Source organism: Gordonia sp. YC-XJ4 (assembly GCF_059511865.1).
This window is the reverse complement of record NZ_CM183447.1, coordinates 4,101,169-4,113,396: the sequence shown is the minus strand read 5'-3', so window position 1 is coordinate 4,113,396 and position 12,228 is coordinate 4,101,169. Positions and strand designations below refer to the sequence as shown.

The following is a 12,228-nucleotide window of genomic DNA, read 5'->3' as shown; positions in this document are numbered from 1 at the left end:
GCGGCTCACAGCGCCGCACGCACGTCGGCGGACTCGACCGGATGCGAGAACATCGGGTAGTCGAAGGAGATCGCGTTGTCGTGTTCGGCGACCGAGGTCGCCGCGGTGCAGTCGGTGAGCGTGATCACCCGGTATCCGTTCTCGTACGCCGAACGCATCGTCGATTCCACACAACAGTTGGTGAGGAATCCGGCGAGGATCACCGTCTCGATTCCCTTGCTGCGCAAGATGAAATCGATGTTGGTCGAGGCGAAGGTGTCGAGTCCGCGCTTGCCCTCGATGAGGATGTCGCCGTTGGCGGGTGCCAATTCGTCGACGATCTGCGCACCCCACGTGCCCTTCACGAAGGCGTTGCCGTCGACGACGCCCTTGAGGATCCCGTACGGGTGTCGGGTGAGCTCGCCGTAGCCGGGAGCGAAGGTGATCGGGGCATGCATGATCGTCACCCCGGCCTCGCGGGCAGCCTGCACCAGCGAGGTGGTGTTGGTGAGCATGTCGGTCTTGTCCATCACCTCGGCGACCGCATCGTGCAGCACACCGCCGTCGGAGGTGAACTCGTTCTGGAACTCGATGAGGACGAGAGCGGTGGTGGCGGGATCGAGGGTGAGCGTGTCGGACATGGGGATTCCTCACTCGGGGCGGTACAGATGCAGGCGAACTCATCGGGTGAGCTACGCCACACTTGATTCAAGTCCTCGGCGGCGTCCTCGGCAACCCGAGCGCCACGATCCCGACGATGAGACGATGCAGTCGTGACCGATTCGGTAGGGCAACGACTGGCCGAGCTGGCGCGCCGCACCGGTGTGGCGACCAGCTATGTGGGATGGGACTCCGCCGAACACGAGGTGAGTGCGGCGACCCTGCGCGCGGTGCTGGGGGCGATGGGTATCGCCGCCGACACCGACGCGGAGATCGACGCCGCCCTCGCCGACGCCGAGATCGCCGACTGGCGCACGTTGGTGCCGCCGGTCACCGTGGTCACCGAGGGCGACGCCGCGGTGTTCTGGGTCCATGTGCCCCACGGCAATCCCGTGGACGTCGAGGTCACCACCGAAGCCGGAGACCGGGTGCGCCCGGTACAACTCGACGTGTGGTGGGAACCGCGCCCCGTCGACGGCGTGCTCACCGGACGTGCGAGTTTCGCAGTCCCGGAAGGACTCTCGCCGGGTTATCACACGATCTCGGTCACCGACGAGATCAGCGGGAGCACGGCGACGGCGCCGTTGATCGTGACGCCTCGGCGACTGAGAACCGCCGACGCCCTGCGCGGTGAGCAGCGCTGGGGGACGGCGCTGCAGCTGTATTCGGTGCGCTCCGCACGGTCATGGGGAGTCGGTGACTTCGCCGACCTCGCCGAGGTCGCCGCCGAGACGGCCAGCACCTACGGCGCCGACTTCGTCCAGGTGAACCCGCTGCACGCCGCGCAGCCGGTGCCCCCGATCGAGAACTCGCCGTATCTGCCGGCGACCCGCCGATTCGTCAATCCCCTCTACATCGCGATCACCGACATCGCGGAGTACGTCGATCTGCCCAAGGCCGACCGCAAACGTGTCGACAAACTCGCCAGGGGTTTCGTCGCCGACGACCTCTCGACGAAGAAGATCAAGCGCAACAAGGCCTTCCGTGCAAAGCTGACCGCGCTGGAGCTGCTGCACGCGGTTCCGCTGCGAGCGGCGCGTGCCGCAGCGTACCGGCAGTTCCGTCGTCGTGAGGGCGCCGGCCTGCGTGATTTCGCCACCTGGTGCGCGCTGGTCGAGAAATACGGGCGGGACAGTCCGGCGTGGTCCGACAAACTCGGTGATCCGGTCTTCGTCGAGACCGAGCGCCGACGGCTGGCCGGACGCATCGAGTTCCACACGTGGCTGCAATGGATCTGCGACGAACAACTCGCCCGGGCCCAGCACGCCGCACTGGCGGCGGGAATGCGTATCGGCATCATCGCCGACCTCGCCGTCGGAGTGGGTCGCGACAGCGCCGACGTGTGGTCCCTCGGCGAGGTCCTCGCCACCGGTGCGACGGTCGGCGCACCGCCGGACGGCTTCAATCAACAAGGCCAGAACTGGAATCAGCCACCGTGGCATCCGCGACGACTCGCCGAGTCGGGATATGCGGCCTATCGCGACATGCTGCGCACCGTGCTGCGCCACGCCGGTGGTCTGCGCGTCGACCACATCCTCGGTCTGTTCCGGCTGTGGTGGATTCCCGAGGGACGATCCGCGGCCGAGGGCACCTACGTCCGCTACGACCACGACGCGTTGATCGGGATCCTCGCGCTGGAGGCACAACGCGCCGGGGCCGTCGTCATCGGCGAAGACCTCGGCGTGTTCGAGAAGACGGTGCAGGACACACTGGCCGCGCGCGGCATCCTCGGCTGCTCGATCCTGTGGTTCGAGCACGGTGAGTACGCGCCCATTCCGCCCGAGGAGTACCGGGAGTTGTGTCTGACCTCGGTCACCACCCACGATCTGCCACCGACGGTCGGCTATCTCGCCGGCGACCACATCACCCTGCGGGCCGAACTCGGACTGCTCACCGAGAGCGAGGACGACGACCGGGCCCGCGAGGAACGCGACCGCGACGCGATCCTCGCGCTGGCGATCGAGCGTGGCCTGTGGTCACCGGACATCCCGCTGACCGATCCACGGACGATCAACGCTCTCTACCAACTCATCGCGGCGAGCCCGTCACTGCTGTTGGGGGTGGCGCTGGTGGACGCGGTCGGGGAACGGCGCATCCAGAACCAGCCCGGCACCGACGGCGATCAATATCCCAACTGGTGTATCCCCCTCGCCGACGACGAGCTGCGTCCGGTGCTCGTCGAGGACCTGCCGTCGAACGCGCGGTTCGCCTCGCTGGTGGCCGCGCTCGAGGACGCGGGCGTCGGGGGTGGATCTCGCGAGGACGATGACTTCCTGTGGTGAGGGCTTTCTCGGGTGATGACGTCCGTGATGACGGCGCGCCCCGGCGGTGAGACCTAGGATGTGGCCGAGTCCCGCCCGGCCGTTCGGCCCCGGCGCAACGCCACGGCGATGAGAACCATCGCGACCGCGCACAGCACCCCGACCCCGACGTCGAAGGCGATCCCGGCGGTCACCAGACCCCATTGGGCCGCGGCGATGCCCTGCCCGATGATCGGGACCGACAGCGCGATGTAGGCGACGACGAAATAGGTGGACGTCACCTCCGCGCGCCGGTCCGGTGGGCTCGCCGCGACCACCGCCGCCATGCCCTTGCTGAACGAAATACCTTGCCCGGCACCGGCGATCACCGCACCGACGATCATCAGGGTCAGCGACGCCGCGGCCAGTGACCAGGCCAGGACAGCCACCCCGACGACGAGCGTCGCGCACCCGGTGATCAGCGCCGCACCGGTGGGCGCGTGGCGCCCGAGGATCTGAATGGTCGCCGACGACGCGAGTAGGACCGCGACGAGTGCCCCGGCGGCGGCATGATTGTCGATGCCGATCACCTTGGCGAGAAATGACGGCGCCACCGCGGTGAAGGTGCCCAGGACCGCGAATCCGGCGAAAGCTGCGATCGCCGGCCCGGTGAACACCTCGCGTACCTGCGGTGGCACCGACAGTCGCTGCACGCCCAGCCGGGCCCCGGGCCGCAGGCGTGCGGGTTCGGCGACGAACCAGATCGCCACCCCGACCACGGCGAGCGCCGTCAGGTCGACCACGAAGACGGTGTGCAGGGGCGCGGGGACGTACTGGGCGAGAATGCCCGCCACCAGTGGGCCGAGTCCCAGCCCGCCCATGTTCGCGGCGGTGGCGATCGCCGGAGCGCGCGACTGCCAGGATCGCGGGGCCAGTTCGATCACCGCCGCCGTGGCGGTGCCGGTGTAGATACCCGCCGACAGCCCCGAGATGACGCGCCCGGCCAGGAGCTCGGCCAGCCCGCCCGCGGTGACGAAGACGACGGCACTGATCGCGGAGATGGCGACGCCCGCCAGCAACAGCGGCCGTCGGCCGATGACGTCGGACCAGCGGCCGAACACGATGAGCGCCGCAATGACCCCGGCGGCGTAGACGGCGAAGATCACCGTCGTGGTCGTGACGCCGAAGCCCAATTCGGCGCCATAGATCGCGTAGAGCGGCGTCGGCAGCGTGGTGCCCATCATCACCACGGCGAACGCGGCGACGGCGGCGGCGAACGCCGATCCCGCACCGAGTGTGCGGCGCGTCGGGGGACGCGGATCTCCTCCGCCGGGACCGGGAGTCGGTGTGTGGGAAGCCATGACCCTCCACAGCGTATCCCCGATGGCGTGCGCTCACCGACGTGATGCGCGGTGGCGGTCGGACCGGAGTATCCACTCGGCGAACCGTCGGTGCACTACCGTCGTGGCATGGCGCCTGTCGATCCCAGAATCCTCGTCACCACGTCCCGGATGCCCTTCGCCGTCGACGAGATCCACAAGCTGGGGGAGACGGGCCGGTTCGTCGTCGCGACCGACACCTTCCGATCGGCCCCGGGCAACCATTCGCGCGGCGCGAGCAAGCACATGGTGGTGCCCGCACCCACCCAGGAAACCCAGGCCTACGTCGACGCCATCGCGGGGATTCTCGACTCCGAGCGGATCAACTGGCTGCTGCCGATGTTCGAGGACGTCTTCTATCTCGCCAGGCATCGAGATCAGCTCGCCGACGGCCGCGACGTCGAGTTGTTCTTCCCCGACTTCGACACCCTGCGCATGGTGCACGACAAGGTTGGTTTCACCGAACTGTGCGCGCGGCTGGGCCTACCCGTCGCCGAGACGATCACCGCGACGAGCCCGGCGGAACTGCGTGCCGCGACCGGCCGTTGGGATCACTGGTTCGCTCGGGCGGCCTTCGGGCGCGGCGGTCTCGACATCGCCACCAACACCGGACCGCTCGCCGGCGAGACCGACCTCGACGACATCACGCCCACCCCCGAGGACCCCTGGCTGGTCCAGGAATTCCTGGCCGGCGTCGACCGCTGCAGCTGGAGTGTGGTCCACCACGGCGAGGTCGTCCTGCATTCTTGCTACGAACACCCGCTCGCGATCGACAACCGCGGGGGCGTGGTCTTCCGGTCGGTGGATTCGCCGCAGTCGCTGGAAACCGCGCAACGCATTGCACGCGAACTGAATTGGCACGGACAACTGAGCTTCGACTACCTGATGACCGACGACGGGGTGCACCACATGGTCGAGTGCAACCCGCGCCCGACCGCCGGGTGCACGCTGGCCACCGCCGAGGAGTTCGACACCGCGCTGTTCGATCCCGGTGAGCTCGTCGTCGTGCCCGAGGGCCGCAAGAAGATGATCCGGGCCGCAGTCATCCGTGACGCCCTCATGCACCCGAGTCGTGCCCGTGCGGACCTGCGCGCCTCGCGCGGCGCGAAGGGCGTGTACGAGCAGCGCAAAGATCATCTGCCACTGCTGTATTCGGCGTTGTCGCTGCAGCATGTGCTGGCGTATCGCAAACAGCTCGGCATCAACCGGGTCAAGGGCGAGACCCTGGTGGCCACCCAGTTCTTCGACGTGCTCTACGACGGGTCGCCGATCCCCTGATGACCTCCCAGGGTGATGTGGGTTACTGTGAAGCCTGGTAACAGGTAATGGTCGCGGTGACCTCCCGGGCGCGTGACCTCGCGAAGGAGGGCACATGCGACCACATCACGAGGTGATCATCGTGGGCGCCGGATTCGGTGGGCTCGGGGCGGCCATCGAATTCCGACGTCTCGGCATCGACGACCTCGCGATCCTCGAACGCGAGGACGACCTCGGTGGCACCTGGCATGTGAACCACTACCCGGGCCTGGCCGTCGACATCGCCTCGGTGACCTACTCGTACTCGTTCGCGCCGAACCCCTACTGGTCGCGATTGTTCGCGCCGGGCCCCGAACTCAAACGCTACGCGACGCACGTCGCCGACACCTACGATCTCAAGCGGCACATGGAGTTCGGCGTGAGTGTCGAGTCCGCCGAATGGGATGAGCGGCAGCAGTTCTGGGTGGTGCGCACCGGTGACGGAATGGCGCGCACGTGCCGGTATCTGGTGACCGCCACCGGCTTCCTCTCCCAACCCCACATCCCCGACTTCCCGGGGATCGACTCCTTCGAGGGCACGGTCCTGCACACCGCCGACTGGGACGACTCCGCCGATCTCACCGACAAGCGCATCGCGGTGATCGGAACCGGTGCGACCGCGGTGCAATTGATCCCCGAGGCGGCGCGGGTGGCGCGCCAACTGACGGTCTTCCAGCGCACTCCCATCTGGGTGGTGCCCAAGCTCGACATGGCGATCCCGAAGCCGGTGCAGCAGTTGTTCGCCCGGGTGCCCCTGGTGCAGCGCGCGGCACGCCTGGCGAACACGGCAGCGCTGGAACTGCTCATGGTGGTCGGCGTGCTGCACTTCCGCCAGGCCAAACTGGGCAACAAGGGTGCCGCGCTGCTGGCACGGGCGCATCTGCGGGCGCAGGTCCCCGACGCGGCGTTGCGTCGAGCCCTGACCCCCGACTACGACTTCGGATGCAAACGACCGACGTTCTCCAACAGCTACTTCCGGTCGTTCGTCCGCGACAATGTCACCCTCGAGACGAATGGGATCGGCCATCTGGAACCCGACGCCATCGTCGCGGGCGACGGTCGGCGCACCGAGATCGACACCCTCGTCCTCGCCACCGGATTCGATCTGTGGGACAGCAACTTTCCCGCCTTTCCGGTCGTCGGACGTGACGGCGTGGAGCTCGGGCTCTGGTGGCGGACCCGCCGATTCCAGGCCTACCAGGGGCTGACCATGCCGAAATTCCCGAATCTGTTGTCGCTCAACAGTCCCTACTCCTACAGCGGGTTGTCATACTTCACCACCATCGAAGGCCAGATGATCCACATCGGGCGGCTCTTCGGCGAGCTGAAACGACGCGGAGCGACAACCTTCGAGGTCACCGAGCAGGCGAATGCGCAGTTCCTCGACGAGGTCACCGACAAGCTCGATTCGTCGGTCTTCTACCGCGGCGACTGCGCGAGTTCACGGAGCTACTACTTCAACCACCAGGGGGAGGCGGCGCTGCTGCGCCCCACGTCGACGCTGACCACCCTGCGGGAGATGGGCAGATTCCCACTCGACGCCTACGAGTACCGGATGGCGCCTACTGTGTGAGCATGCGTGCATGGGCCGTCACCACACCTGCGCCGATCGACCCGGGGTCGGACCACGACAGTTCGGATCGCCCCGGACCGCTGCAGCCGGTCGACAAGCCGATCCCCGAACCCGGTGTCGGTGAGCTGCTCGTCCGGATGCGTGCGTGCGGGGTGTGTCGCACCGACCTGCACGTCTGCGAAGGTGATCTGCCGGTCCACCGGGTCGGGGTGACCCCGGGCCACGAGGTGGTCGGCGAGGTCGTCGGACTCGGCGCCGGCGCACAGGGATACGCGGTCGGCGACCGCGTGGGCGTCGCCTGGCTCCACCACACCGACGGCACCTGCGGCTACTGTGTGCGCGGCGCGGAGAACCTCTGCCCGAACTCGACCTACACAGGCTGGGATGTCGACGGCGGCTACGCCGAATTCACCACCGTACCTGCCGATTTCGCCTATCACCTGCCCGGCGGCGTCGACGATGTGACCCTTGCCCCGCTGCTGTGTGCCGGCATCATCGGCTATCGCGCGCTGATGCGGGCGTCGCTGCCGCCCGGAGGTCGGTTGGGGCTCTACGGATTCGGTGGCAGCGCGCATCTCGCCGCGCAGATCGCCATCGCGCAGGGTGCGCGGGTGCACGTGATGACGCGGGGGGAGCAGGCGCGCGAGCTGGCACTGTCGTTGGGTGCGGTCTCCGCGGTCGATGCCTACGACGCCCCGCCCGAACCGCTCGATGCCGCGATCACCTTCGCCCCGGTGGGTGAGCTCGTGCCGGTGGCGATGCGGGCCCTCGACCGCGGCGGGGTGCTCTCCATCGCCGGCATCCACCTCAGCGACATCCCGGCTCTCAACTACGAGCGAGAGCTGTTCTATGAGAAGGAGATCCGCTCGGTGACGGCCAACACCCGGGGCGACGGTCGCGAATTCCTGCGGCTGGTCGAGGAGTACGGGATCACCGCCACCACCCACACCTACCCGCTGTCGCGGGCCGACGCCGCCCTCGCCGACCTGAAGGCCGGACGTTTCGACGGCGCGGCGGTGCTGGTCCCCGACAACTGACCCACCGGGCGCGGCGCCTCACACCGGGTTCAGGAGCTCCGGGGAATTGTTGGCCACCCGGTTCACCAGCGGTGACACCTCACGAATCGCGATCGCGGCCGCGACGTCGGCACTCGGCGGCGCGAAAAGAGTATCCGGCGCACGGTGGTCGGGATCGAGCCACGCGTCCCAGTTGTCGTAGGGCATGATCAGCGGCATCCGATCGTGGACCTCGCGCAGATCGCCGACGGCGTCGGTCGTCAGGATCGAACAGCTCAGCAGCGGCGGCGCCGCGTCGTCGGTACGGTCGTGCCACACCGACCAGAGGCCGGCCATGAACAACCGGGTTCCGTCGACCGGTGACATGAAGAACGGCACCTTGGTCGGCTTGCCCTTGGAGTCGGGCGGGCCCTTCTTCCACTCGTACCAACCGTCCATCGGGACCAGGCAGCGTCGCGACTTCACCGACGCCCGGAACGAACTCTTCTCCCCAGCGGTTTCGGCGCGGGCATTGAACAGCAGCGGTCCCTTGCCGACCTCCTTGGCCCACGCCGGGACGAGCCCCCACCGCATGGCCCGCACGCGCAGTCGCGGGTCGTCGTCGGGATCATCGTGGTCGTGCCGTTTGACGACAGTCATCACCGTCGTGGTCGGCGCGACGTTGTAGTTGGGCCCCGGTGACCCCGGTGTGCCCGCCGCGGCGTCCAGCGGAACCGGCACCTCGTTCACCGCGTCGATCTCGGCAGCGAGTTTCGCCGGGTCCGTGGTCACCGCATAACGTCCGCACATGTCGTCATGTCTACCCCAGTGCGCCAGGCTCGGACGGCGTGACCCGTCAGCCCGCGGCGGCGCAGATGTCGGCGGTCACCGCCGAGGTGATCGCGATCAGATCCGCGGGGGCCACCTCCACCTCGAGTCCCCGGCGCCCGGCGCTGCACCACACGTGTGGCCACCGCAGAACCGACTCGTCGACGACGGTCGGCAGGGTGGTGCGCTGTCCGATGGGGGAGACCCCGCCGAGGACATACCCCGTGCTCCGGGTGACCACCTTGGCGTCGGCCATCACCGCGCGCCCGGCGTCGAGGGCGGCGGCCGCTGCCTTCAGCGACAACGAGCGCGGCACGGGCACGACGGCCACCGCGAGACCCGAGCGCGTGCCGGACAACTCGATGACCAACGTCTTGAGGATCTGCTCGGCAACCACCCCGAAGGCCGCGCCGAGCACGTCGACGGCCTCGGCGCCGTAGGCGGTGGTTCGCGGGTCGTGGCGGTAGCGGTGCAGGCGATGGGGTATCGACTGCGCGGTGAGCGCGGCGACGGCTGGGGTGGCGGCCATACCGATGTCCTCTCGCTGCATGAGTACGGTGGCGTCCACGATGTCGTGGACGCCACCGTCACGGCAAATCGCACCGAGCCGACGTCGCTCGCCGGGGGACGCTCAGGACTTGGTGGCGCTCGCGCTCAGGACTCGGTGGCGCTCGCGCTCAGGATTTGGTGGCGCTCGCGCCCTGGGCTTTCTCGAGCTGTTCGAGGAGTGCGAAGGACAGGAAGGTCATCGGTCCGTCGTCGGCGAAGTCCGAAGCCACGTTGCCCGCGATCCCGCCCTCGAGGGACAGTTTGCTCAGCAGGTCGAGCTTGAGTTGTCCGCTGCCCTCGGAGAAGTCGAGATCGGCGAGGTCGACCCACACCACGTTGGGTCGGGTGGTGGACTCGTACACGTACCGCTTGTTGGTCAGGTCGAGCACGACCTGCCAGATCGTCTGCGACGCATCCGGCTTGCCGGGGTCGGGGATCCGGAACGGCTGGGCGGCATTGCGTATCACGCTGAACATGCTCGCGATCGATTCGAGCTGGGTACTCGGCTGCGGCAGTCGCTTCGCGTAGTAGGCCGCGCGGGCGAAGCGGTGCTCGGCCTCGGTGTCACCGGGCAGCGGCTGATCGCCACCGAGCCCCTCCCAGCGCGTGAGCAGCGTCAGCTGTTGGTCGTAGGTCGGGGAATTGGTCATCACGTGGTAATCGGCGCTGTGATAGACCTGCGCGCGACCGTCGATGTACTCGATGATCGCCGAGTCGCCCGTGGCGTCGTCCAGCGCGAGGTGGATGGTGGGCGGATTGCCACCGGTCGGATCGGGCATCTGGATGACCTGCACCGACGTCTCGTCGATCCAGGCGACCGCCTCGGCGACGGTGGCGAAATTGTCGAGGAAGTACTGCAGCCAGATTGCCTGACTCAACGCCGGGCGGGACTCGTCGAGTTGTCCGTAGGTCGACTCGGCCAGCCACAGGACGTGTCCGCCGAGGCCCGCCTCGTTGAGTCCGTCGACGGAGATGATGTCGAATGCGGTGGCGATGACGCTGCCGTATTTCGAGGTCCAGGTGAGTTCTCCCTTGACCCCGTCGTCGCGCTGCACTCCCCGGGGTTGCTTCCACAGGTTCGTCATGAGGTCTTTGTGGAAATCCATGTTACGACCGACGACAACCGAGCCGTTGGCATCCGGCCAGATCACGCGAGTGCACATTGTTGGGTCCGCTTTCTCGAAGGCGTGCGCCTGGTGCACGCGTGGTGGTCCTGCTGCAGGGGTGAATTCTTTTCGGGCGACCGTGAAAAGTGCGCGACCCCGGACTTCGATTATCCCGGTACCGATAGGTCGCCACGTCGTGTCCGGCTCGATTCTTTGGGTTATGCCGAGAACTGTCGCAGATTCGTCGGCATCATGTCCCAAATCGGGCCATGTCGCACCTCGAATGTGGTGCCCGCGGCGCTCGTGGGCCGACTCCGATCACCCCGGTGACGCCGAATCATGCTGACTGATAGCCGATCTTGTCGTCGTCACCCTAGCGGAGGTCGAGACATCGGATTCGGGACAGATGTGCAACAAATCTGTGTCACAATTCGTGCACCGCCGACACCGATGATCGGCGCGGGCCGAGGTGGCATTCACCAAGATTTCTCCACAATGCGGCGATACCGATGATAAAGTGCTCGCCCCGAGCCCGGCAGAGCCGCATCTCGCGAGGTCGCGAGCGCGGTACCGGGTGCCGCGTTGGTCCGAACGGATGAATCGATGGGCTGCTCGCGAGACGATTGTCGCTCGGATGCGAAGTGGAAGTTTGTTGGCGAATCGACGAACGCTGAGATTAGATGACGTCGTTGGTTTCACGGCCGCGTGCAGAGAATTCGTGCGAAGTGTCGAGATGGTGGATTCTTCGGTCAGCGAACAAAAGCGGGCCGCCACGGACAACAACGTGCGTGTGGGCACGGGAGAAAGGTAGCCGTGACAGAGGCGAGAGCCGACTTCGGACCGGACGACAACGATGCCGACGGAGCACCGACCGAACAGATCCCCGTAGCCGGCATCGGCACACCGACGGTTCCCTCCGAGTACGGTGAGCCGCTGTTGATCGCCGAGGACATCGGGGTCCGGGCATCATGGGGCCACATCTTCGGCCCCACCACCCTGACCGTTCGGCGCGGCGGCGTCACCGTGCTGGTCGGTTCGGGAGGTCGAGGGCGCACGGCGCTGATGCTGACTCTGGCCGGCCGGATGAAGCCATCCTCCGGTCATCTCACGGCCTTCGGACGCACCAACAAGGCTCAGCACCTGTTCGCCCGGGCGGCGATCGCCGACATCGACGAGGTCGACGACATCGAGCAGACGATCCGGGTCCACGACGTCCTCACCGAAACCATCCGGTGGCATGCGCCCTGGTACAAGTGGGTGCCGCAAGCCGACGCCGACGATCTCGAGAGGATCTGTCGGCCGGTCTTCGGCCCGTACGCGCTACCGACGATGGACGCCTACGTCGAGGAACTGCCCGAGTTGACCGCGGCGCTGTTCCGCATCGCCGTGGCCAACGTCGCCAGGCCGGAGTTGCTGGTGGTGGGGGGAGTCGACCGACTCAATCGGGTCAACAGTTCCCACATGCTGCTGCAGCGGCTGATCGACCTGGGCCGGCACCAGACCGTCGTCACCGCCGACGTCAACGGCGGCTTCTCGGACCTGGGATTCCGCGATGTCATCGAGGTGCACAACCTCACCGACCACGAATTCGTCAAGCTCGACCAAGAAGATCGGATCTAGAGG

The 12,228-nt window shown here is 67.3% G+C and carries 10 protein-coding genes; 5 read left to right on the top strand and 5 right to left on the bottom strand.

The window, feature by feature from the left end; translation table 11 throughout:
* Positions 1-5 precede the first annotated feature (5 nt).
* Positions 6-620 (bottom strand): cysteine hydrolase family protein, encoded by a 615-nt coding sequence (locus AC5ZH6_RS18415; RefSeq protein ID WP_288337720.1) that lies wholly within the window; start codon positions 618-620, stop codon positions 6-8.
* 132 nt (positions 621-752) lie between these two features.
* Between AC5ZH6_RS18415 and malQ the strand changes: the two genes are divergently transcribed.
* The gene (gene malQ / locus AC5ZH6_RS18410) at positions 753-2,921 is read left to right on the top strand and encodes a 4-alpha-glucanotransferase (RefSeq protein ID WP_288337719.1); all 2,169 of its coding nucleotides are present in this window, start codon (positions 753-755) and stop codon (positions 2,919-2,921) included.
* Positions 2,922-2,974: 53 nt separating this feature from the next.
* Here malQ and AC5ZH6_RS18405 read toward each other — a convergent pair whose 3' ends face one another.
* A complete protein-coding gene (locus tag AC5ZH6_RS18405) occupies positions 2,975-4,240 on the bottom strand; it encodes an MFS transporter (RefSeq protein ID WP_288337718.1) in 1,266 nt (421 codons plus the stop codon).
* 108 nt (positions 4,241-4,348) lie between these two features.
* Here AC5ZH6_RS18405 and AC5ZH6_RS18400 point away from each other — a divergent pair, with 108 nt between their 5' ends.
* The 3 genes from AC5ZH6_RS18400 to AC5ZH6_RS18390 all read left to right on the top strand — a co-directional run bounded on the left by AC5ZH6_RS18400 (position 4,349) and on the right by AC5ZH6_RS18390 (position 8,164).
* The gene (locus AC5ZH6_RS18400) at positions 4,349-5,536 is read left to right on the top strand and encodes an ATP-grasp domain-containing protein (RefSeq protein WP_170320178.1); all 1,188 of its coding nucleotides are present in this window, start codon (positions 4,349-4,351) and stop codon (positions 5,534-5,536) included.
* Between the two features lie 94 nt (positions 5,537-5,630).
* Entirely contained in the window at positions 5,631-7,127 is a 1,497-nt protein-coding gene (locus AC5ZH6_RS18395) for a flavin-containing monooxygenase (RefSeq protein WP_288337716.1), read from the top strand.
* 2 nt (positions 7,128-7,129) lie between these two features.
* Positions 7,130-8,164, top strand: a complete 1,035-nt coding sequence (locus AC5ZH6_RS18390) for a zinc-binding alcohol dehydrogenase family protein (protein WP_014360843.1) — start codon at positions 7,130-7,132, stop codon at positions 8,162-8,164.
* A gap of 18 nt (positions 8,165-8,182) precedes the next feature.
* Here AC5ZH6_RS18390 and AC5ZH6_RS18385 read toward each other — a convergent pair whose 3' ends face one another.
* The 3 genes from AC5ZH6_RS18385 to AC5ZH6_RS18375 form a co-directional block, all read right to left on the bottom strand.
* On the bottom strand, positions 8,183-8,932 hold the full coding sequence (locus AC5ZH6_RS18385; protein WP_014360842.1) for an SOS response-associated peptidase: 750 nt from the start codon (positions 8,930-8,932) through the stop codon (positions 8,183-8,185).
* A gap of 46 nt (positions 8,933-8,978) precedes the next feature.
* Positions 8,979-9,479: an aminoacyl-tRNA deacylase gene (locus AC5ZH6_RS18380; RefSeq protein ID WP_288337714.1), complete on the bottom strand. Its 501-nt coding sequence runs from the start codon at positions 9,477-9,479 to the stop codon at positions 8,979-8,981.
* Positions 9,480-9,627: 148 nt separating this feature from the next.
* Positions 9,628-10,662, bottom strand: a complete 1,035-nt coding sequence (locus AC5ZH6_RS18375) for a linear amide C-N hydrolase (protein WP_208792036.1) — start codon at positions 10,660-10,662, stop codon at positions 9,628-9,630.
* A gap of 876 nt (positions 10,663-11,538) precedes the next feature.
* Between AC5ZH6_RS18375 and AC5ZH6_RS18370 the strand changes: the two genes are divergently transcribed.
* Positions 11,539-12,225 (top strand): ATP-binding cassette domain-containing protein, encoded by a 687-nt coding sequence (locus AC5ZH6_RS18370; RefSeq protein WP_496169248.1) that lies wholly within the window; start codon positions 11,539-11,541, stop codon positions 12,223-12,225.
* Positions 12,226-12,228: the final 3 nt, after the last annotated feature.

Bases quoted from the DNA above. Each gene is read 5' to 3' on its own strand.
- AC5ZH6_RS18415 (WP_288337720.1), bottom strand. From the start codon at position 620: ATGTCCGACACGCTCACCCTCGATCCCGCCACCACCGCTCTCGTCCTC.
- AC5ZH6_RS18405 (WP_288337718.1), bottom strand. From the start codon at position 4,240: ATGGCTTCCCACACACCGACTCCCGGTCCCGGCGGAGGAGATCCGCGT.
- AC5ZH6_RS18400 (WP_170320178.1), top strand. From the start codon at position 4,349: ATGGCGCCTGTCGATCCCAGAATCCTCGTCACCACGTCCCGGATGCCC.
- AC5ZH6_RS18395 (WP_288337716.1), top strand. From the start codon at position 5,631: ATGCGACCACATCACGAGGTGATCATCGTGGGCGCCGGATTCGGTGGG.
- AC5ZH6_RS18390 (WP_014360843.1), top strand. From the start codon at position 7,130: ATGCGTGCATGGGCCGTCACCACACCTGCGCCGATCGACCCGGGGTCG.
- AC5ZH6_RS18385 (WP_014360842.1), bottom strand. From the start codon at position 8,932: ATGTGCGGACGTTATGCGGTGACCACGGACCCGGCGAAACTCGCTGCC.
- AC5ZH6_RS18380 (WP_288337714.1), bottom strand. From the start codon at position 9,479: ATGGCCGCCACCCCAGCCGTCGCCGCGCTCACCGCGCAGTCGATACCC.
- AC5ZH6_RS18375 (WP_208792036.1), bottom strand. From the start codon at position 10,662: ATGTGCACTCGCGTGATCTGGCCGGATGCCAACGGCTCGGTTGTCGTC.